The following is a 23,703-nucleotide window of genomic DNA, read 5'->3' as shown; positions in this document are numbered from 1 at the left end:
TATGAAAAAACTACAATTATTTTTTCTAACTTTTTTATTAAGTTGTTCTTCTGCAAAAGTTGTTACAGATTACAATGAGGGTACTGATTTTTCTAAGTACAAATTTTTCGATTTTTATGAAGATAATGGAGAGAATTTAAATGAGTTTGATATTAAAAGAATAACAGATGCTATTTATCATCACTTAACAAATAGTGCTTTTATACAAAGCAAAACACCAGGTTTTTTATTTATTTTGATACCAAAATTACCGAAAACGTTAGTAGAAATTCCATTGGAATTGGAGTAGGTAGAGGAGGTAGGAATGGTGGTTTTGGTATTTCTGGAGGCATACCCATTGGAGGAAAAAAAGTAAACGAACAATTAATTATAAAATTTGTAGATGCCAACACAAATCTATTGTTTTGGGAAGGTAGTTTTAGTGATGTTGTAAAGCAAAACAGAAAACCAGAAGAACGAAAGAAGCAGTTAGAAAAAGTGGTGCTTAAAATATTAAATGAGTTTACACCAAAAAAAAATCCTCAACAAAATAAATGTTGAGGATTTTATAATTGAATATTTTTCTAATTAGAATTGATATCTAACAGCTAAAGCTACGTCAGAATTTACACCTGATAAACCTCCTGAAATTCCAATTTCTGGTCTATAATCAATAGATAATAAGATAGGTGCATCAAAATTATATTCTATACCTACAACACCTGCTCCATAAATTCCTGTTCCACCAGCAGAAACGAGTCCTGCACCAACACCTGCATACCAGTTGAATTTATTTTCTAAATTCCAAACCCATTGATACAATCCTGTTGCTTTAAAGTCGCTAAACTCATTCGCTAAACCTAAATCAATTTCTAAACGATTGCTACCTAATGCTTTTTGGTAAGAAATCTCTCCTCCAATACCATTACCACTACCAAAACGCAAACCAATGGCGTTATCAGAAATGTCTTGAGCATTCATAGAAATAGCTGCAGTAACCATAAATACTAATGTTAAAAATACTTTTTTCATAATGTTAATTTTAGTTATTATAGAAACAAATATAGAATGTTTTTTGAGATATTCGTAAAAAAAAAAGAATTTTTTGATGAAAATGAAATTAATCCACCTTTAAACGAACTCCCTCTGAATGACTACTAAATTCAGGTGCATACATACTTTGTATGGTTGTAATTCCGTTGCTAAAATCACCAGCATTATTTATTCTAACGTCATATTCAAAAACATAAACCCCTTTTGGTAATCTATCAAAAAAGAAATTGGTGGCAGCATCTTTTGTACTTTCATAATAACCTAAATTATCCTGCCATTTGTATTGAGATAATATATTTATGGGCTCAACTCCAGAAGCTCTCATGTCTTTCATATGTATAAATTCCATCTTCCTGTCTGAGCGTAATTCTATTCTAACCGTAATCAAATCACCTACTTTTAGTTTTGTGGTTTTGGTGATTTCTTGCAGTTCTTTTCCGGTATCAGAATTTACTTTTAAAAATAATTTTTTATTGAGTTTTAACGGAGTTTTAGCGGATGTAATTTTATCTAAATTCTCAAAATATTGCCAGTACAAACCTCCCCAGGCAATTCCATTTCCTTTTTTGGTGATGGTTATTTCTCCCATTTCATTTTTAATCTCCTTATCATTCCAAGAAGTTTTAAAGTAACCAGTTCCGGCTTCAACTTTTACAGATTCCATTTTTGATGGATCTACAACTTGATTCCCAACCTTGATGTCTACCATTTCTGTTACCGAAATCCAATCGCTTCCATTTAATAACAAAGCATACACAGCTTCAGTGGTTGCTTTAGTGGTTTGCCATCTGTTGGTTTGTTTGTTTTTTAATAACCAAACTTTCAAGTTGTCTATCGTTTTTGTATCATTTTCAATTTCTGCAAAGGTTTCTATCATTAACGCTTGAGTTTCTATTGGTGCTTGATAGTAATAATAACCAGCAGTATTACTTTTCCAATACATGCCCAATTCATCAGAAGTAATACTATTTTCTTTTAATGATTTTAAAATGTTAAGAGCAGTTTGTTTTTTATCATTTCTAAACAATGATAATGCAATCTGACCTTTGGCGTATAGATTGTAATCATTCCAATATTCTTCAGTTTGATTTTGATAATAATCAACTACATTTTGTAATTTACTATTTAGAGGGTTTTCTTTATAAAAACTACGCATATATAAATACTGAATGGTGAAATAATTCAAATTATTTTTTGCTAGATATTTTTGGTAAGCGATTGTTCCTTTTTGAGTTGTTTTTGCTTTTTGTTTGATGTTTTCTGCACTTTCTAACAATTTATCATATTGTTCAATCAATTCCTCGTCTAAGAATTTTACAGACTTAAGAATCATGCTCTGAGTTGATGAGTTAAAGTTAGTGACTCCAATTTTTTGTAAATGACCAAAACCAGTTGCAATATGTTGTGTGATAAATCTACTTGGATATCTGCCACCTTTAAACCAAGGAAAACCACCAGAACTCATTTGGATCTCTTTTAACTTATTGATGGCTTTTTGTTGCATATTTGCCATTTTTGTCAAATCAAATAATAATCCAATTCTTTTCTTTTGCTCGGTTTCTGATTGAGCATCTCTTAACCAAGGTGTTTCTTGAATAATCAACGATTTTAATTCTTGATTTTTTTCTAAGTTCGATAACAATGCATCAGATGATTTCCAAGCAGAAAATACTTCTTGAATCCTAGGATTCGAATTTGCTACAAAACTCGCCAATGTATTTGCATAATATCTAGAGAAAGTTTGTTCTGCACATTGATAAGGATATTCCATTAAATACGGTAAAGATTGGATGGCATACCAAACAGGATTGGATGTCATCTCTAAAGTCAACTTATGATTCTTTAACGTTGAAGATGAATTATTTTTTAATTTATCTAAGGTAAAAGTCTTAGTTTGATTAGAGCGAATCCACATTGGTAGCGTTTCTGTAACCAACATTCTGTTGGTTAACACTGGCAATACATTTTGCTCACCATCAGAAAAATCACCAGCTTTTGCTACAATTTTATATTGAACTGCTTGTACAGTTTCTGGAATGGATAAACTCCAAGAAACAGATGTATTTCCATCTTTAACCACTGTAAAGTTTTTGTTTGAGTTTGTGTTTTGTAAATCAATATTAATTTCTTTGTTAGAAATAGCGTCTGTAAGAATCATTTTTGCGAAACCACTTAATGTGTTGTTGGTTAGGTTCGTGATTTTTGCAGACAAAGTAATTTTATCTCCTTCTCTTAAAAACCTTGGAGCGTTAGGAACGACCATTAATTCTTTTTGGGTAATAGTTGTTAAGGTTTTAGTTGCTGATTTTAATTCTGTTGTATGTGCTAATAATTGTAATTTCCATCTTGTTAAGGCTTCTGGCATTGTAAAATTAAAACTCACTTTGCCGTTTTTGTCTGTTCTTAATTGAGGAAAAAAGAAAGCACTTTCTTTAAAGTTTTTTCTGGCTTTTACTTTTAATAAACTCTCTTCTGTTTTTTTAAAACCAGTTTTTGTAGTAATTAATACAACACCTTCTGCTGCTTTTGAACCATAAATTTCTACTGCTGTATCACCTTTTAAAACAGATATAACTTGGACATCATTAAAATCTACATCTTTAATATCTGTAATAACACCATCAACAAGTATTAAAGGATCTAGACCATTATTCCAAGAAGCTAAACCACGAATAAAAATTTGTTTATTATTTCCTATTGGAACACCACTGCCTTGTATAGAAGTAACACCAGGAAGAGTACCTTTTAACATTTCTCCATCAATAGTACTTACGGAACCAACAATACTCTCTTTTCTTTGAGTTCCATAACCAACAATAACTACTTCGTCTAATTTAGAGGCATCTTCTTCTAATTTTACATTTAGATTTGTTTGATTGTTAACAGAAAAATCTTTAGAAATAAAACCTAAATAATTAAATCCTAAAACATCTCCCTTTTTTATTTTAATAGAATAATATCCATCAAAATCAGTTGAAGTTCCAAAAGAGGTTCCTTTAATCACTATAGAAACACCAGGTAAAGGCTCGCCATTTTTATCAGCAACTATTCCTGTAATTGTACCATCAAAATCTTTTCGTGTACTATTTATTTTTTGTTTTATACCTCTTAAATATTGTTGATTCTGCCAACGATTATTTAAACTAAATCCAAACCAATTGTATGAATCATATAGAATTGAAGCAAATCCATAATATCTTTTGTAGTTGTTTTTGATGTTAAAATTGATGTTTCTAAAACTATATTTAGCGTTACTAACTTTGTAAGAGCGGTAGTTTGGCTTTGTAGTGATAGGATTAAAACTCCAATCATGTGTTTTAAATTCGTCTAAAGAAGCATCATACATCGACGCCAAAACTTCTGCAGCAACTGCATTTTTTTTATCATTTTTAATGGTAAAACTCCAAGTTTCATTTTGTCCAGGTTGTAATTTATCTCTAAAAATATTGGTTTCAATATCAATTTTTTCTTGCTGTACAGGAACATTAATGATAACATTTCCACTTTTAAAGTAATTAAAATTCACAAAGTGGTATTTAATGGCAAAACCGCCTAAATCATCTTTCCTTACAGGAACTTTTATTGTTTTAGTTGAATTACTTAGTTTAATCAAACACGTTTCAACAATTTTATAATTCTTTTCAACTTGCACAACAACAGTAATGTTTTTTGATGCAGAGCCAATTGTTAAGGCTACATCATCACCAATTTTGTAATAGGATTTATCTGTGTTAATGGTGAATAATTTTGAATCAGCTACTTTTTTTTCTTTTGGAGAAAAAAGTGTGAACCTTTTCTGATCTTTTACTTCTTGACCAAATTTATCTTTGCTTTCTAAAACCACAAGATACTTTCCAGAGATCCAACTTTTAATGTTTTTGATGTGGATTTCTTTTGCGTTTTTGGTATTAAAATTAGAAGAGAATACGACATCGCCTTTTTGCCAATTTTTTTCATCAGTTTCATCATTGGTATAGGGATCATTTGGAAACAACGTTCTAAATGTGTTTTCTGAAATATCTTGATAATCGGGGGCAGACCAAGGTCTTTTTCTCAAGGGTTTTTTTGGTGATTTTAATTTGTAAATTTTGATAGATCCTTTTGCAGCAACAAACTCATCATTTAAGTTTTTTGTTTCAATTTTTAGTGTTGTTTCCTTTTGAGTTTTATCAATTTTATCAGGTACATCAACAGTTGCAATTAAAGAATGATAACCAACTTTTATAATAGATGTGGCACTTCTTGTCTCTCCATTGATGTCTGTAACATCAGCATTAATTTCATAAGAAAAAACAGGTAGACTTTCTTTATCAACGGTTTCATCGGCTAAAGCCTTAAATGTTACAACAAAATTACCAGATGCATCTGTGGTGCTTTCTCCATGAGTAATTTCTTGAGCCTGAGCAGTTGGTCTAGGTCTATACCAACACCACCAACTTGGATATTGTACTTTTCTATGAACTCTATATATTACTTTTGCTTCTGAAATGGCTGCCCCAGAAAATGCTTTTGCAAAACCATTTACAATAACAGAATCGTTAATTTTAAAGCTTTCTGTTACAGGTTTAAACTCAGTTTCAAATTTTGGTCTTTTGTATTCTTCTACGGAAATTGTTGTTGAATGGTCATAGTCAAAATCAAAGTCAGCATTGTCATAAAACTTGCTGTCGTGTTCGTAACTTTCATCAACTTCTATGGTAAATTCACCTGTTAAACCAGTATCCGGTAGTTGAAACTCCCCAGCAACAGAGCCAAATTCATTGAGTTGTAGATCTAAAGTTTTTACTTTTTGATGGTTCGCATCGTATAGAGTTATTTCTACAAATTCGTTTTTAAAAATTGTAGATTTTTCTCCTTGTTTTTGGATGACAATCGTTTTAAAATAAACAGTTTGCCCTGGTCTGTAAATACTTCTATCTGTAAAAATAAACGGTTTTATAATGATTTCTTCGTCGGTTATATTACTGTAGTTCTTTTCATAAGATTCATACAAATAATGTTCTCCAAATGTTGCAGCATCATTTTTAGTACTAACTGAGATGTTTACATTTCTATAGGTGTCATAACTTTTAAAAGATGCAAAACCGTTCTTGTCTGTCTTAAGTGTTCTATGGATAAATTTGCCCCAGTCTCTTGCGTTATTTTTTAATTTAATTTGAGCTTTTTTTACTGGTTTACCTGTATTTCTATCTACTATTTGATAGTTGTATTTGCCATCAAAATTATTCTCGACTAAAGTGAGATTTGTAACTTGAATAGTTGCTGTTCCGTAAATCTCATTTTCATTAAAGTCTTCTTTTTCTGAGGCGAATAGTAAATACCTTCCGTTTTCAAATTTCGGAACAATAATTTCTGTTGAATGTTGTAAATAGTCATTTTCGTTTCTCAGTTTAGATTCCCAAGTTTTTACCTTTTCTAATGATTGAATTAGTTTTCTTTTTTTATTAAAATCATGGGTTTTATTAAATTGAATAAACTGTTCTTCAGAAATTCTATATGCAGAAAAATAGAGTTGATTTATATTTTTATATTCGATGAGTACCCTTGAATTCGAATTGATAGGAATGTATTTTTCAGCTTTAATGGAAAGTGATTTCTGTTGAATTTGAGTTTTTAGTACTTCACAATTCATGGCTGCAAAACTTTTAGGGAATTTTGAGATAATTCTATTACAAATCTCTAGCGCTTTTTTATTTTTTGATTTTTTTCTATATGCTTTTGCAATTTCAAAAGCATAAAATCCACTTGCTTTGTTATTTTGTATAGACTTTTTTGATTTTTCTAAAGTAGCCATAGCAATCTCATCTTTGCTATTAAAAGTTGCATGTTGTTGCACAAATTGTATTCTATGGATATCAGCATCAACCAAGGCATCTATATTTTTGTCTTTTTGATGAAACTGAATTAAATCTTGATAAATAGTTAGCGCATTAAACTGTAAAGACAAACTGTCTTTAGTATAAAGTTTTATCTTAGAAAAAGTTTTGTAATCACTTAAAAAATTAATGTTATTTAAAACAAACTTATAAGAAGGTCTAGCAATGGAAGTTTCAGAAGATTTATAGAACTCTAAAGCATTGTTTGCTAAGAAATCATATAGGGTAGGTCTATAGTTTTTTGCATCTTTTTGAGTGTTTAAGATGTCAGAAAAATCATAAATATTTACTTTTTGGAGTTGTTCAGAGTTATTTAATGAAGCATTAAAATAAGTGTGAATTTCTTCAAATAAAGTGTTTAAATCCCAAGTTCTAAAATCTTTTTTATCGATTTTATTTGCAGTTTTAGTTCTGTTATAGAATTTGTATCTATTCTGATTAAAATATTGCCAATATAAGTTGGCTAATATATTTTGAAGTACATTTTTAGTTGGAAATTTTGTATTAGAAATGTGTTTTTTAAAACTATTGATTACATTGAGTTGCGCATTTTCTTCTAAGGTTAAAGAGAATTTGCTTTTGTAAAAAAGAGACTTTACCAATTGAGGAGAATTCTCCTCTTTTTCAGCCTTTTCATATATTTTTTCAACGATATTCAAGGCAGATTTGGGTAAGTTGTCAACTTCTAGTTGTTCTACTTTAGACCAAAGAGAATCAAAAGAATCTTGGGCTTGAGAAATTGTTGAGAAAAGTAAAATCAATAATAAGGAGGTTGTAAATTTTTTCATAATCAATAGATTTTATGCTATAAAGCACGTATAAATCACTCTAAAAAACAATCCAAAATTAGGTAACGCATCATTTATCAACGTAAAACTAATTTTTAGTTGAGTTTCGTTTTAAATATAATCAATATTGTAAGAAGCTTTTGTATTTTTACTTTTTAAATTTTTTTCAATGAAAATTCATTTTATTGCTATTGGAGGTAGTGCAATGCACAACTTAGCCATTGCTTTACACCAAAAAGGATACCAAGTTTCGGGAAGTGATGATACTATTCATGATCCATCAAAATCTAGATTAGAAAAATATGGTTTGTTGCCTAATGAATTTGGTTGGTTTCCAGAAAAAATATCATCAGAATTAGAGGTGATTATTTTAGGGATGCACGCAAAAAAAGACAATCCAGAGTTGTTAAAAGCACAAGAATTAGGGTTGAAAATCTATTCTTACCCAGAGTTTTTATATGAGCAATCAAAAGATAAAACTAGGGTTGTAATTGGTGGTTCTCATGGAAAAACGACCATTACTTCTATGATTTTGCACGTGTTGAATTATCATGAAAAAGAGGTAGATTATATGGTAGGTGCACAATTAGAGGGTTTTGAAACTATGGTGCATCTTACAAAAGAAAATGACTTTATAGTTTTAGAAGGTGATGAATATCTGAGTTCACCTATTGATATGCGTCCTAAATTTCATTTGTACAAACCCAATATTGCATTGTTAAGTGGTATTGCTTGGGATCATATTAATGTATTTCCAACTTTTGAAAATTATGTAGAACAGTTTCAGGTTTTTACAGACTCTATGGTTAATGGTGGAAGTATGGTCTATAATGTAGAAGATGAAAATGTTAAACATGTTGTTGAATCTTCTGAGAATCATATTAAGAAATACCCTTATGAAACCCCAAAACATTTTATAGAAAACGGAATTACGTATTTAGAAACGGAAGAAGGTGATTTACCTTTAGAAATTTTTGGGAAACATAATTTGCAAAACTTAGCAGGAGCCAAATGGATTTGTCAACACATGGGTATTGATGAAGATGATTTTTACGAAGCGATTGCAAGTTTTAAAGGAGCAAGTAAACGATTAGAGAAAATTGCTGAGAATAATTCAACTGTAATTTTTAAAGATTTTGCACATTCGCCAAGTAAAGTAGCTGCAACTACAAAAGCTGTTAAGGAACAATACTCAGAAAGAACTGTTTTAGCTTGCTTAGAATTACATACCTATTCTAGTTTGAATGCAGAATTCTTAAAAGAATATAAAGGAGCACTAGCAGCAGCAGATAAAGCTGTCGTTTTTTACTCACCACATGCAGTAAAGATTAAGCAATTAGAAGAGGTAACTGCCCAACAAATAGGTAATGCTTTTGAGAGAGATGATTTGATTGTTTACACAAATCCTGTAGCTTTTAAAGAGTTTTTATTTGGTCAAAACTTAGACAAAACAGCAGTTGTTTTAATGAGTTCAGGTAATTATGGAGGATTGGATTTTGATGAGGTTAAGAGTTTGATTTAGGTTTTTTTAACCCTAACTGAACTAGTTTTTCTCTTTGCCAATTTTTATCATTGACTATTCCTAAAAACCATATTCTAACTTCTTTCTTATAAAAAAATCTAAAAAAAAGTGAGGTTCTAAGTTTTAGATATAAGTATAAAGGAATTAAGGTATTTCTATAATTTTTTGTTTTAGAAGAAAAATTTAAAAAACTTTTTACATATTTATGTGTTCGCTTATTTTTGTTATACTCTAAAGATTTTACTTGGCCAAGTGTATAGTAGCAAGAAGCTAAAAAACAATTCAAATGGAAACTTAGTGTTTTCAAGTTAGAAGTAGCTTTTTTTGCATCAACTCTTAATGATAAAAGATATACATCATAAGCATTTCTTAATGAAATGTTTTTAAACAACCTTCCATAATCATTTATGTGTTTAGAAATAATTGATAAGTTTAATTTATTACTATCACTTAAAAAATTCTCATTATTTTCATTTTTAAGTTTATCTTTTAATATGTAATTATAATCAAAAAAAGTATCATACTTATCTTTTGTAACTTTATTATGAATTTCAACTGCTGCTAACCTTTTATTTTTCTTAATTCTGAAGTAATGTCTTTGGTGAGGGAAATGATAGTTTTTATTAGATACATTTCTATAGCCAGCTTTCAATAATATTTCTATTGTATTGAAGTATTCTTCTTTAGAAACAATAAAATCAATATCGCCAACCATACGTTCTGCGATATCATCATATAGACCTTCTAACACATTACCAGTACCTTTTAAAAAGATAGGAGTGATGTTGTTTTCTAACAGAAGTATATTGATTTCTTTAGCTTGTGTAATAATTTGTTGATTCCTTTCTCTGTTTAAATCGGTAATATGTTTCATATATTCAACCAAATCATCAGGGAGGTAATGAAGAAAACCTGCTTTTTTTAAATTGCAATACAAAGCAGGAAAAACATAATGTTCTGTACTAAGTTTTACAACGGAATCCCAGTCTATTGTGTTAGATTTTAACTCGTTTTCAACAATTATTCTATTCTGTTCTTCGTGGTTGATTGTCAAACATTTTCCAACAAAAAAAAGTGTTTCTTTATAATTCATTATTAAATATTTTATTGACAGTTGCTATCATTTCTGAATTCACAGAGTAAGTTAGTTTATAGCAAGTTAAAGAGGCAAACCAATTTAAAAATACTTCAGCATTTTCTTTTAAAGGGGATAGCCATGAATCTGGAATCAATTCTTGAAAAGCGTCAACTTTGGATATTTTTTTGCAAATTAATTCTGAGTCTTTCTCATACTTAATAAAAATCAATTCATTACATGGTTTATGGGCAAAGAAGTTATTGTTGTTTGGCTCTAAATAACGAACAATTTTATTTAACCGAGTAAAGTTGTATTCTGCTGTAGTTTGTAATTCAGGGTATATAGGTAGCAAAGTCTCAAGGCTACTTTTTTTAATGGAAATGGCAGCAGGAAAGCTGTATACTTCTTGCTTTTCAAGATCTATTGGTACAAAATCATCAGCCAAACAGGTAAACCCATTTGCCTGGAGTAAGGCCAAAGAAGTGCTTTTTCCGTTTCCGGAATCACCTAAAAATAATATTGATTTTTTTTCATTGCTAACAGCAGAGGCATGAAAAACACCCATCCATTTGTCTTCTTCTTTTTGATGAATCTTTTGAATGAGTTGCATTGAAAACTTACCTTGAAAATAGTGAATTTCTTTGTTGCTCCAAGCGCCAATAAAATCATTGTCAACATAGAGAAAAATATAATTAGTATTGATAAAAACATCAAATTGATAATCAAAACTAACCGTGTTTTCTATACTAAGATGATTGAATTTAGGATGCACAAAAGAGAGCTCTTTTTCACTTAAATAAGAAACCTTAACTATTTTATTATTTATTTGATAATATTTAATAAACTCAAATTTTTTGGGATACTCAACGTCTCTATAGTCATTGATAAGTTTATTGTGGTTTGGTTTTTCTTTGTTAAAAAAGTTATGTTCTAGGTCTAAAATAAAATCTATTGTTTTTTCTAGCGGAACATCTAGTTTTTTAGATAAAGCACCTGCAATATTATGTACAGAAACTCCTTTGCTAAGTCTTTTTAAAATATCTGCAGTAGTGTTTTCTAACACTAAATATTCATTTCTGTTTTCAAACCAAACTAAAGATTTATCCTCCATAGGTTTATGCAAGAAGTATGTGTTGTTTTTCATTAAAAATAAAAGTAATTAATTTAGAATTCATACAAAATAAAAACGCCTCAATTTTGAGGCGTTTTTTATAAATATTAAATTCATTGAAATTTAAAACCCTGTTCCTGGTGCTTCTGGACTTTGAGCTTGTGCATTTTTAGGATTCAAAATTAAGTAAGTTCCAAGTGCTGTTAAGGCAGCGTATTTACCGTAATTCCCTATTTTTTTTAGAGCATCCTTACGAGAAATTTCATTAGTATTTATTTGTTTTTTCATGATGTTTTGTTTCTTTTAAAGATTTAGTCTAAAATAATTTTTTTGTTTAATTTACCTTTTTTAGTCATTAAGTTTACAAAATATACCCCAGTTGTCAATCTTGGTAAGCTAATGTTATTTACATTACTAGATTTGAAAGAAGTGGTAAAAACTTGTTTTCCTATTATATTATATAGAGAAATAGAACCTTTTCCTTTTGGTAAACCTGTTACTCTTAGATTCGAATTACTTGTTTTAAAAATACTAACACTATTTAAAACTATAGAATCATCTACATTTAAAACACTTTGTGTAGTATGTAAATAGAAACGTCCTACTCCGTTTAATGTCTCAGATAACGTTATTTTATATTCAGAATTTACTTCGTCTAAACGTGTATATGTATTATTACTTCTGTCTTCTAAAAATAACTTTAAACCAGATGGTAAGTTTTGTACATCTGCAGAAATGGTAATGTCTTTGCCTAGTTCTGCATTAATCCCTAAAGGAATTACCATATTTTCGTAATTTGAGTTTGGTAATGATTGTATACCTAATTTTTTACTAACATTTTTTGATAATAATTCAGTGAAAATTGAAAATTCATGTGAAGTACCTCCAAAAATACTACTATCATAACCGTTGTCAAAACCAGTAGTGGTTTCTTCTATGTAATAGATTTCAGTGTTTCTATTTAGAGTTCCATCATTTAAAAATAGTTTGATTCTTGGTCTTGAAGAAGAAGATTTTTGGAAAGAATCAGTTGATTGATGAGACTGCATATCTTCCGTATAGGAAAAAGATTGATTTGAGTTTACTTGTACAAAGAAACCTTGACTAGGAGCAATATGAAAGGCATCTGAAGCTTGGTTTATTTGATCATAAGAATCTGTTCCTTCATTCCAAAACCAAATGGTTGTTTCAGTTAATTTAGCAGAATTTACAGTAAGTAAATTATTTGTTGCATTAGCATTAGAATTTGCAGCTAAATAACTTGGGTATATATTTCCAATCAAATTAAAACCTGTTGCTGTTCCATTTGTTAAAGAAACACCAACATTAGTAGTTCTCATACTTCCAATAGCTGTAATAGTTCCTGCAGAAGCTAGTTTAACTGAATACCCAATATCGAAGAATGACCCAGTTGTAGCAGCAGTAGCATATGTCCATTGATTACTCACTAGGTCATTGTCGTAAAAACTTAAACCAATATTAGAGCCAGTGCCAGAAGCAAAATTATTATTTGCTATCATATCTGTTTTAGTTTCAGCCATAACAGGCATTCCAAGTAAATACCAATTGGTAGTAGCTAAGTCTCTCTTTACAGTAAGAGATGCATTAAATGTTGATTCAGCAATTAAACTTGCGCCAGATTCTATAATAGCTGAATTTACTGTAACAGAACTTGATGCTGTTGGGTAATTGGTTAATCCTGATGGAATAATTACGTTATCAGTAGTTAATGAAGGTGTACTATCTTCTAACCAGTTTGTTGCAGTTGCCCAGTCATTATCTGTTGCACCTGTCCAAGTTTTTATAAAAGGAATATTATCGGTATTATTTTTTCCAGGAGAAAAATCAACAGTATTTGTACCAATTGAAGAATGATCTATAAAACTACCTGTAAAGTCTGGATTTCTTGCGATAGATTGATTATTACCTGCAGCACCATAAGTTTCAGTAACCACTAATGCATCAGAATCATTTACTATTGTAATAGTATCTCCACCATTATTTAAACCCAATACTCCTGTTGAAGCAACTTGTACTAATCCAGCAACGCCTGTTGGAGTTCCTCCACCAAACACAATAATTGTTCCATTAGCCGGTATAATAGTTCCTTTTGGAAAAACGTGTCTTTCACTAGCACCATCGGATAATTTGTAACCAGAAATATCTAATGGAGTACCCATAGAATTGTAAAGTTCTACAAATTCATCATCAGAAGTACTTACAGTTCCATCTCCATTTGCATCACCAGTAGTTGCATCTGGATCAGCTAAGACTTCATTAATTACCAAAATAGGCAACTCATCATCATCATTTGTTATTGTAGTAGTAGTATCTGCAATTGGGTCATAAGCATCATCAGAATTAGCATCATCTACAGAAACAGTAATAGTAACTTCTATATTTCCATCTTGACCTCCATCATCTACACCAGTTGCAATTACTGTTTGTGGTGTATCCCAATTTCCATTTGTAAAAGTTAATGTTGCTTGGTCTAAGGTAACTTCTCCAGTATCTCCACTAGAAAGATTTAAAACTACATCTGTAGCAGGCTGAGCATTTAAAACAACAGTAAAAGTTGCAGTTGAACCATCTTCATTTGTATTTCCAGAAACAGCTCCTAAAGTTATTCCAGGAGGTGCAGCACCAACTACAAATGATGTAGTTGAAATTGGTAAAATTAAATTACCATCACTTGTTTCATTTTGCCAGTTAGCAGTATTCATAATTAAAGGTAAATAGTTAGCAAATGAAGCTTGACCTGTTTTAGATCCTGTATACTTATATCCATCATGGTCATCACTAAAATCTATAAAATTAGTTCCTATAGTTAAACCTGTGTTTGTAAAAAGACCAACACCATCACCTGAAAAATCATTGGCAATCCCTGCTAAAAATCCTGGGTTTGGCATAGCTGCATTTGATATTGGTTCACTTAATAGGGCATATAGTGATTCATTTGAAGCACCTAAGTTTAAACCAGTACCAGACACAGTTCCAAGTCCATTAACAATTGATGCTGAGCCTCCAGAATTACCAGCGATTACAACTACTGACCCAGCAGAAAGAATAGAAGTATACGTCCATTCAATTTCACCTTCATTGATATTGTTGAACCTATCTGTTCCATCCCATTCATTGTCTGTGAACCAAATGGATGTATTTGCTGGTATATCAGCTAAAGCAACAAAAGCAAATTCATCATTCCCATCTCCATTATAAGCTATAAAAGCAATATCCCCTGCTGATTGTGAATTAATTTTAGTTGAGGAAAAAGCCAAAATAAAAAATAAAGCAATTTTTAATAAGTTTTTTTGTTTCATATTTAATTAATTTTTTCTGTTAAATATACAATTAAATATAAAAAATAAAAAGACAAACACTTAGTTAACAATAAGATGATGTATTATTAAGGACTTCTTAATTTTTACGCCAAAAAAATGGAGAAAATAAAATTAAGACGGTAAATAATTCTAATCTACCAATTAGCATTAAAAAAGAACAGAACCATTTTGCAGTAGAAGTTAGGTGATTAAAATTATCAACAGGACTTACAGAACCAATGGCAGGTCCAATGTTACCCAAAGAAGAAGCTGCTGCACCTAATGCCGACATAAAATCCAGACCAGATAATGTTAATGCTACCGAAGACATGATAAAAATTAACATGTAAATGATAAAGAAAGAAATAATGTTAAATACAATATTTTGATGCACTGCTTTTCCATCATACCTTACAGGAATAATCGCATTAGGATGTAACGCTTTTTTAAATTCTAGAAAGCTATTTTTAAGCATTACAATATGTCTTACCACTTTTACACCTCCGCTTGTAGAACCTGCAGAACCACCTGTAAAAAATAAGGCAAAGAAAATACCTGTGGCAAAGAAATTCCACATGGTAAAATCTGCAGAGACAAAACCAGTGGTGGTTACTACAGAAGTAACCATAAATAGAGCATGTCTTATGGCACTTTCTTCTTTTCCAAAAATCATTGGGTGTTCTATTGATGTCTGGAGATTCGCATCTTGAAAATAGACAATGATAACAGTTACAATTGAGGTGACACTTATAATTCCAAACAGATAATATTTGAATTCTTCACTTTGAAAAACTTTCTGAATTTTTCCTTTAAGGGCAAAGTAAGTCAACACAAAATTGGTTCCTGCAATCAGCATAAAAAAGATAATGATGTATTGTACAAAAGGCAAGTTATTGTAAAATGCAACACTGCTATTTTTTGTTGAAAATCCTCCTGTACTCATGGTTGCCATGGCATGATTTATGGCGTCAAACCAAGTCATACCTGCAACTTTTAATAATAAAAATTGAGCTAAAGTTAATGTTACATAGATTAAATACAACCGTTTGGCAGTGTCTGTAATTCTTGGGTGTAATTTATCTGCTGATGGACCAGGAGCTTCTGCCATAAATAATTGCATACCTCCAATTCCTAATAATGGTAAAATAGCTATGGTAAGCACTATAATTCCCATTCCACCTATCCAATGGGTTGCACTTCGCCAAAAAAGAATTCCTTTAGGCATGGCTTCAATATCCGTTAAAATAGATGACCCTGTGGTAGAATATCCAGAAATGGTTTCAAAAAAAGCATTAGTAATATTGGGTATTGCACCAGAAAATAAATAAGGTAGCATTCCTGTGATGGATAGTGTTAACCAACCTAAAGTTACAATTAAATATCCTTCTTTTTTCTGAATATTTGTGCTCTTGGGTTTGTTGAAAAAAAAGAGTAGTAAACCTATAGTAACTGTAACAAAACCCGCATTTAGTATTCCCCATTTAGCAATTTCATCATGATAAACACTAAAAGGAAAAGCAATAAACATAAAAATACCGTTTAAAACAGCTGTGATGCCCAAAAAACGAAAAATAATTTTTGTGTTTAGCGATCCCATTTTTAGTTAAATAAGCTTTCTACGGTGTTTATGGCTTCAGGTAGGCAAAATACAATTACTTTGTCTCCTGCAATAATTTGCATGTTTCCGTGTGCCATAATGGCTTTTTCGTCTCTAATAATTCCACCAAAAACAGCCTCTCTTGGAAAACGAAGGTCTTTTATTTTATGTTTGGTAACTTTTGCATTTGCTTGCACCTCATATTCAAAAACTTCAGCATCGATATTGTGTAAATTGGCTAAGGCTAAAATTTCACCTTTTCTAATGTGTCTAAAAATATTGCTAGCCGCTATCAGTTTTTTATTGATTAAAGATTGAATTCCGATAGTCTGAGAAATATCAATATAATCCATATTCTCTACTAAAGCTACCGTCTTTTTTACTCCTTTAGATTTTGCAACCAAGCAAGACATGATATTGGTTTCGGAGTTTCCTGTAACAGCTATAAAAGCATCAGTTTCTCTAATGTTTTCTTCTTCTAATAGTTCTAAATCTCTTCCATCACCATTAATAACCAAAGTGTCACTTAACTGTTCAGCTAGGTTTTCTGCTTTTTCCCTATTTTTTTCAATCAACTTCACCTTAAAATTATCTTTACAAAGGTTTCTAGCTGTTTTTTCTCCTATACTACTTCCTCCAAGAATCATCACATTTTTAATGTTAAATTGCTTCTTACCAATAATAGGGTAGAGATCTTTCATACTGTAATTTGGCACACAAAAGTATACTTGGTCTCCTAACTCATAAGTAGTATCTCCTCTAGGTATAATGGTTTGTGATACACCTTGTCTTTTAATAGCAATGGTGATAAAATCTACATCAAAAAACTTTTCTTTTGCTTCTTTAACACTTAAGTCTAAAATTGGTGATTTATAAGTCAATGGTGTTCCCATGACATTAAAAACACCACTTTCAAAAGCAACAGTATCGTTAAATGAAGATTGATTTAGCAACATTTTAATTTCATTAGCCGCCAATTCTTGAGGCGATATCATGAAATCTACACCAAACTTTGTAAAATCTACTTCGCAATCATTTAAAAACTCTGCATTATCAATTCGTGCAATCGTTTTTTTAGCACCCAAAGATTTACCAATAACAGAAATTGTAAAATTTGTATTCTGACTATCTGTAACCGCAATCAATAAATCAGCAGATTGTATACCAACTTCTTTTAAAAGTTGAATAGAAGTGGCATCACCTTTTTTGGTAATAACGTCTAAGTGATTGTTAATGTATTCTAACTTATCTCCATCAAAATCGATGATATAGGTATCTTGAGATTCGTAAGAAAGTAGTTTAGCTAAGTGAAAACCAACGTCTCCAGCACCAGCTATGATAATTTTCATATGTTAACTATAGAAATAAGTTACAAAGATATAAAGAGTTTGGGTGCAAATACAAATAAAAAAAGCTTTTCACGTTTTTTGTTCGTGTAAATGAAACGGTTATGGGTTTTTTTTAGAAAAACTGATAAATATCCTTTTTTGATGTTACTTTACATTTTACTTTTACAAGCACAATTATCAAATCCTATTTTTTGTGAAGAAATTCCTTTTTTTAAATCAGAAAAATACTGTTATACTTCTAATAACCGCTCTTCTTTTTTTTTCTTGTGATAAAACAAAAAAAGAAAATTATCAGAATGTTGATAATGAGAAAAGTGTTTTTTTGTCTGGAAAAATAATACCCGATAGTCATTTTTCAGGTGATGAAAAATGCAAAGAATGCCATCAACAAGAATATAAAAACTGGAAAGGTTCGCATCACGACAAAGCAATGCAAATTGCAGATAGTGCTTCGGTTTTGGCAAATTTTAATAATACAAAATTTACAAGTCAAGGAGTTACCTCTAGATTTTATAAAAAAGGAAATGATTTTTATGTAAATACAGAAGGACCAGATGGTACATCTCACGATTATAAAATTGTATATGCTTTTGGTATAACCCCTTTGCAGCAATACATAGTTCAATTTCCAGACGGCCATTACCAATGTTTACGAACTGCTTGGGATTCTGTAAAAAACAAATGGTTTGATTTGTATCCAGATTTTAAAGTAGTGCATTCAGAATGGTTACATTGGTCTAGAGGAGGTTTAAACTGGAACAATATGTGTGCAGATTGTCATTCTACCAATGTTCGTAAAAATTACGATGAAAGCAATCATAGCTATAATACCCAATATGCAATAATTAATGTTAACTGTGAAGCTTGTCACGGACCCGGAAAAGAGCACGTACTAAAAGCAGAGAAAATGGGGAATGATTATATTTCTGATGGATCTTTACAAATGACAGCAGCTACACCAGCTAAAGCATTAGTAGATGAATGTGCACGCTGCCACATGAGAAGAGAACAATTTTCTGAGCATTTTAATTTCGAAGGTACTTTGTTAGATCATTATTATCCGCAATTGTTAGAAGAGCGTTTGTATCATGCTGATGGACAAATTTTAGACGAAGTTTATGTGTATGCTTCTTTCTTACAAAGTAAAATGTATCAAAATGATGTTACCTGTACCAATTGCCATAATGCACATTCATTACAACTAAAATTTGATGGTAATAAATTATGTGCGCAATGTCATGTTCCTGAAAAATACGATACACCCAAACATCATTTTCATCCGCAAAATACAGCATCTTCTAAATGTATCAACTGTCATATGACAGGTAGATTTTACATGGGTAATGATTTTAGAAGAGACCATAGCTTTAGAGTGCCAAGACCAGATTTAAGTGTGCAATACGGAACACCCAATGCGTGCTCTGGATGCCATAAAGACAAAGATGATGCATGGGCTTGGAAAAGTTTTCAAAAGCTTTTTGGTGAGGTAGATTCTATTCATTTTTCAGAAAAATTAGCACCCGGTATTACAAATCAACCTAATGCTCATCAAGGTTTAATTGAGTTAATGAACGATACACATCAACCAGAAATTGTAAGAGCCTCTGCAACTAAAGTGTTAGAAAATTACAATGCTCAAAATTTTGTGCAAGAATATATTAAATTGCTAAATGATAAATCTGCTTTAGTAAGAGGTGCCAGTGTTGATGTGTTAAGTAGAATTAATAATACAGATTATACATCCTATTTTTTACCATTGTTAGAAGATCCAAAAAGAAGTATTAGAGTGAAAGCTTTTTTTGGTTTAGGTACGTTGAGCCAATCTCAAATTCCTGAAGTTTATCAAGAAAGTTATCAAAAAGTAAAAAAAGAATTTTGGAATCATATCAACACAAATGCAGATTTTGTTGGTTCTAGAGTAAAAAGGGGAGATTTCTACCTTAAAAAAGGAAACTTAGAAAAGGCAATTTTAAGCTACGAAAGTGCTCTAGAGATTGATAATGTAAACAACCAAGTTAGAATAAACTTAGCAACTTTATATTACAACAATAAACAATATAAAGATGCTGAACGTATGTATCTAAAAGTTATTGAACAAGAACCTAAATTTGGACCTGTTTATTATTCTTTAGCTTTATTATATGCAGAATTGAATAGGGTAGAGGACGCTATAAATCAACTCAATAAAGCTATTGAACTAATGCCAAAAAATGTAAGAGTGTATTATAATTTGGGGTTATTGTATGACAAAAAACAAGATTATAAAAATGCGGAGAAAACCTTTGTTAAAGGGCTAAAAATAGTACCTACAAATGAAAGCTTGTTATATGCTCTAGCTTATATTTACTCTAAATCAGATCAAAAAGAAAAAGCAAAAAACATTGTTAAAAGATTAATAGATTTGTATCCCAATAATCAGCAGTATCGCAATTTTTTAAATCAATTGTAAATTCATCATTTTTTGTATTTTTATAAAAAAATGATGCATGGAAAAGCAAACCATTAAATCTTGGGCTTTAGATGATAGGCCAAGAGAAAAACTTATTGCAAAAGGAAAAACAACACTTTCTAATGCCGAATTAATTGCCATACTTATAGGTTCTGGAAACAGAAACGAAAGTGCTGTGGCGTTATCTAAAAGAATTTTACAATCTGTTGATAATAACATTAATGAATTGGCTAAACTATCTGCAGAACAATTGATGACTTTTAAAGGAATTGGAGAAGCCAAAGCAATTGCAATTATAACCGCATTAGAATTGGGTAAAAGACGTCAATTAGAAATCGCCTTAGAAAAACCTAAAATTACAAGTAGTAAAGATGTATTTCATTTAATGCAACCTATTATTGGAGATTTAGCTCATGAAGAATTTTGGGTGCTGTTTTTAAACAACTCAAACAAAGTTTTGGCAAAAAGTCAAGTAAGTAAAGGAGGTTTAACAGCAACAATTGTAGATGTTCGATTGCTTTTTAAAAGAGCTTTAGAATTGGCTTCTGTAGGCATGATTGTTTGTCATAATCATCCTTCAGGAAAACTACAACCAAGTAATTCTGATATACAATTAACAAAAAAAATAAAAGCAGCAGGTTTAACTTTAGATATAAAACTCTTAGATCATTTAATAGTTACTGAAAAAGCGTATTTTAGCTTTGCAGATGAAGGTATTTTGTAAGCATTCAAAATTCGTAATTCAAAATTCATAATTCTAATTGATATTAATTTACACACATAAAATAACTCCAAGAGTTCGGTATATCTTTAAGCATATTTTTACCAGAACGCTTTTAACTCCTGTTGATTTTACAACTAAAGTAGAAGAGTTTGTTGCGCATAATGGACCAAAATTAAGCTATACCAAAAGTCCATTAGGAAATGAGTTTTTTGTAAAAAGTAATGATTTACTTTTTGAGCAAGGCGTAAACGATATGGAAATTATCATACAAAAATGGGATGAAGTTCCGTGTTTTTTTAAAACGGGTCCAAAATCATTACTTCCTTATGATATTTTTGCGGCAAGTTTCTATTTAATTTCAAGATACGAAGAGTATTTGCCTCACGTAAAAGATAAACACGGACGTTATACAGCAGAACAAAGTTTAGCTTACAAATATAAATTTTTAGAAAAACCAGTAGTAGATATTTGGGCCTTTAAATTGTTAGACATTTTTAAAGAAAAGTTTCCTGATTACGAGTACAAAGAACGAGAATTCGAGTTTATTTCTACGATTGATATTGATAATGCCTTTGCGTATAAGCATAAAAGTTTAGTGAGAAGTGTTGGCGGTTTTTTTAAAGATTTATTTAATTTTAGATTGATCAATGTTTGGAATCGATTTGCGGTAACTTTTAATATTAAAAAAGACCCTTTTGATACTTTTAGTACCATTTTACAAGTTCAAAAAGAAAAAAATATCAAAACAATTTTCTTTTTTTTAGTAGGTGATTATACCACTTTTGATACTAATGTTTCCACTTCAAAAACAAAATACAGATTGCTCATTAAAGAAATGCAAGATTATGCCTCTGTAGGATTGCATCCTTCTTATTTTACAATGCATAATCCAGAATTGTTGAAGAAAGAAAAAATAAGATTAGAGCATATTGTAAATATGCCAATTCAAAAATCGAGACAGCATTATTTAAGATTTAGTTTGCCTGATACCTATCAGAATTTAATAGATTTAGAAGTAGAGGAAGATTACTCAATGGGCTATGCAAGTACTGTTGGCTTTAGAGCTGGTACGTGTACTCCTTTTTATTTTTATGATTTAGATTTTGAAATTCAAACACCATTAAAAGTCTTTCCATTTGCCTTAATGGACACAACTTTAAACGATTATATGAAGCTAACACCAAAGCAGTCTTTAGGTAGAATAAGAGATTTAAAGAATGAGGTTAAAGCTGTAAACGGAACATTTATTACTTTATTCCATAACGAAAGTTTAAGTAATTATGACAGATGGAAAGGTTGGAAAAGATTGTATGATTCTATGATTAAAATAGGTTTAGTTTAATATGATTCAATACATTAAAAGAAACCACTTAAATGTTGAAAAATATGATTTTTGTATTGAAAAATCATTACAATCTCGCGTCTATGCTTTTTCTTGGTATTTAGATATTGTTGCAGACCATTGGGACGTTTTGGTTTTGGATGATTACAAAGCAGTAATGCCAATTCCTTTTCGAAAAAAAATGCTTATAAAATATGTGTACCCTCCTTTTTGGATGTTAGAATTAGGCGTTTTTTCTTTGGATAAAAATGTGGATTTAGAACTATTTTTTAATGAACTCTGTAAAAGATTTCGATTTGTAGAAACACGTTTAAATACAGATAATGTTTTTGAAAATCCGGATGCATATCTGCTTAAAAAACAAATGCAAGTTTTGCCCTTAGAGTCGGAATATGATACTATTTTAAAAAATTACAGAAAAGATAGAAGAAAAGATTTATCAAAAGCCCAAAAGGCTGATTTAACAGAAAAGTGGGGTGATAATCCTGAAACCTTAATAGAGTTGTTTAAAAACAACGTAGGTAAAAGAACAGCTAATATTGTACAGAAAGACTATGACGTTTTAAAAAAGTTAATTGAAGTTGGTATCCAAAAAAGAGTAGGAGAGGTATTATCTATTTACGATAAATCGAATAATTTGGTAGCCTCAGGTTTCTTTTTAAAGCACCAAAAAGCAATTACAATCTTAGTGTCTTCTACAGATTTTAAAAATCGAAAAAACGGAGCCAATACATTCTTGGTTGATCGCGCTATTTATAAATATCAAAAGAACTTTGATTTTTTTAGTTTTGGAGGTTCATCTATACAATCTATCGCAAAATACTTTTTAAGTTTTGGAGCATCAACTCAGAATTATATGCAAATAAAATACAATAACTTACCCTTTTTACTCAAATTGTTTAAGAAGTAATTTGTGTAAAAGAAAGGTATTTTTCAGGTAGTTTTCTGTTAAATTTTATTTTTGAAAGATTTTCAGAATAATCCTCTTTTTGCTTGATAACTTTACAAGGATTACCAACAGCAATACAATTATCGGGTATATTTTTATTTACCAAAGAATTTGCACCAATAATAACATTGTCTCCTATAGTTACTTCTGGTAAAATGGTGCTATTTGCGCCAACCCAAACATGGTTGCCAATAGTAATAGGTTTTGCTTTTTTGTGTTTACGTAAATTATTCAAATCATGATTCGATGAAATTATAGAAACACTAGGACCCAACTCGATATTAGACCCAAAATGAATGCCATTATTTGCTTGAATATAGTTGTTTAAATTGTCTCCAGGATCACATAAAATACCCTTTGTAATATTTTCTGGTGCTATTACTTTTGAGGTAAAATGAACTGGCCATTTTGCTTTAGGATTTAATCTAAATAACTTTTGTGGAATTAGATAATGAAAAAATAAAATATAATAACGTTGATAGCCATATTTTGGTCTGTAATATTCTGGATAGTATAGGTTTATAATCCATCCAAAAAGGAAAAAATCTAATTTTTTAAACATAAAA

14 protein-coding genes and 1 pseudogene are annotated in these 23,703 nt (G+C 30.4%); 6 read left to right on the top strand and 9 right to left on the bottom strand.

The features are described from left to right. The first annotated feature begins 1 nt into the window (after window position 1). A pseudogene (locus FP421_RS15345) lies at window positions 2-540 on the top strand (DUF4136 domain-containing protein). Window positions 541-567: 27 nt separating this feature from the next. Here the strand turns inward: FP421_RS15345 and FP421_RS13640 are convergent. After that, window positions 568-1,011: a hypothetical protein gene (locus FP421_RS13640; protein ID WP_159951520.1), complete on the bottom strand. Its 444-nt coding sequence runs from the start codon at window positions 1,009-1,011 to the stop codon at window positions 568-570. 88 nt (window positions 1,012-1,099) lie between these two features. Continuing rightward, window positions 1,100-7,696 carry an alpha-2-macroglobulin family protein gene (locus FP421_RS13635; protein WP_159951518.1) on the bottom strand — a complete coding sequence of 2,199 codons (6,597 nt, stop codon included), beginning with the start codon at window positions 7,694-7,696 and terminating at the stop codon, window positions 1,100-1,102. A gap of 169 nt (window positions 7,697-7,865) precedes the next feature. Between FP421_RS13635 and FP421_RS13630 the strand changes: the two genes are divergently transcribed. Beyond that, entirely contained in the window at window positions 7,866-9,218 is a 1,353-nt protein-coding gene (locus tag FP421_RS13630) for a UDP-N-acetylmuramate--L-alanine ligase (protein WP_159951516.1), read from the top strand. On the opposite strand, the gene FP421_RS13625 is transcribed toward FP421_RS13630, so the two are convergent. The 6 genes from FP421_RS13625 to trkA form a co-directional block, all read right to left on the bottom strand. After that, window positions 9,202-10,311, bottom strand: coding sequence for a nucleotidyltransferase domain-containing protein (locus FP421_RS13625; protein WP_159951514.1), 1,110 nt, complete (start codon window positions 10,309-10,311; stop codon window positions 9,202-9,204). The two genes, FP421_RS13630 and FP421_RS13625, sit on opposite strands and share 17 nt — an antisense overlap. Further along, complete coding sequence (locus tag FP421_RS13620; RefSeq protein WP_159951512.1) at window positions 10,301-11,440, bottom strand: phosphoenolpyruvate carboxykinase (ATP); 1,140 nt, start codon at window positions 11,438-11,440, stop codon at window positions 10,301-10,303. The genes FP421_RS13625 and FP421_RS13620 overlap by 11 nt, the downstream gene beginning before the upstream one ends. A gap of 90 nt (window positions 11,441-11,530) precedes the next feature. Next, window positions 11,531-11,695, bottom strand: a complete 165-nt coding sequence (locus tag FP421_RS15145; RefSeq protein WP_201288852.1) for a hypothetical protein — start codon at window positions 11,693-11,695, stop codon at window positions 11,531-11,533. Window positions 11,696-11,718: 23 nt separating this feature from the next. Continuing rightward, window positions 11,719-14,727, bottom strand: coding sequence for a lamin tail domain-containing protein (locus FP421_RS13615; RefSeq protein WP_159951510.1), 3,009 nt, complete (start codon window positions 14,725-14,727; stop codon window positions 11,719-11,721). Window positions 14,728-14,824: 97 nt separating this feature from the next. Next, window positions 14,825-16,324 carry a TrkH family potassium uptake protein gene (locus FP421_RS13610; RefSeq protein ID WP_159951508.1) on the bottom strand — a complete coding sequence of 500 codons (1,500 nt, stop codon included), beginning with the start codon at window positions 16,322-16,324 and terminating at the stop codon, window positions 14,825-14,827. Between the two features lie 2 nt (window positions 16,325-16,326). Then, entirely contained in the window at window positions 16,327-17,673 is a 1,347-nt protein-coding gene (gene trkA, locus FP421_RS13605; RefSeq protein ID WP_159951506.1) for a Trk system potassium transporter TrkA, read from the bottom strand. A gap of 193 nt (window positions 17,674-17,866) precedes the next feature. Between trkA and FP421_RS13600 the strand changes: the two genes are divergently transcribed. From FP421_RS13600 to FP421_RS13585, 4 genes are read left to right on the top strand one after another with little or no spacing between them, the layout of a single operon-like run. Next, window positions 17,867-20,122: a tetratricopeptide repeat protein gene (locus FP421_RS13600; protein ID WP_236548118.1), complete on the top strand. Its 2,256-nt coding sequence runs from the start codon at window positions 17,867-17,869 to the stop codon at window positions 20,120-20,122. A 37-nt stretch (window positions 20,123-20,159) separates the two neighbouring features. After that, on the top strand, window positions 20,160-20,846 hold the full coding sequence (gene radC / locus FP421_RS13595) for a RadC family protein (RefSeq protein WP_159951504.1): 687 nt from the start codon (window positions 20,160-20,162) through the stop codon (window positions 20,844-20,846). A gap of 37 nt (window positions 20,847-20,883) precedes the next feature. Next, entirely contained in the window at window positions 20,884-22,188 is a 1,305-nt protein-coding gene (locus FP421_RS13590) for a polysaccharide deacetylase family protein (protein ID WP_159951502.1), read from the top strand. A gap of 1 nt (window position 22,189) precedes the next feature. Beyond that, the gene (locus FP421_RS13585; protein ID WP_159951500.1) at window positions 22,190-23,098 is read left to right on the top strand and encodes a hypothetical protein; all 909 of its coding nucleotides are present in this window, start codon (window positions 22,190-22,192) and stop codon (window positions 23,096-23,098) included. On the opposite strand, the gene FP421_RS13580 is transcribed toward FP421_RS13585, so the two are convergent. Beyond that, complete coding sequence (locus FP421_RS13580; RefSeq protein ID WP_159951498.1) at window positions 23,088-23,699, bottom strand: DapH/DapD/GlmU-related protein; 612 nt, start codon at window positions 23,697-23,699, stop codon at window positions 23,088-23,090. The two genes, FP421_RS13585 and FP421_RS13580, sit on opposite strands and share 11 nt — an antisense overlap. Window positions 23,700-23,703: the final 4 nt, after the last annotated feature.

Origin of the sequence: Polaribacter septentrionalilitoris, from assembly GCF_009832745.1 — a bacterium.
GTDB classification, from domain to species: Bacteria; Bacteroidota; Bacteroidia; order Flavobacteriales; family Flavobacteriaceae; genus Polaribacter; species Polaribacter septentrionalilitoris.
Note: the sequence above shows the minus strand (reverse complement) of the source record. Positions and strands in the feature narration are given on the sequence as shown.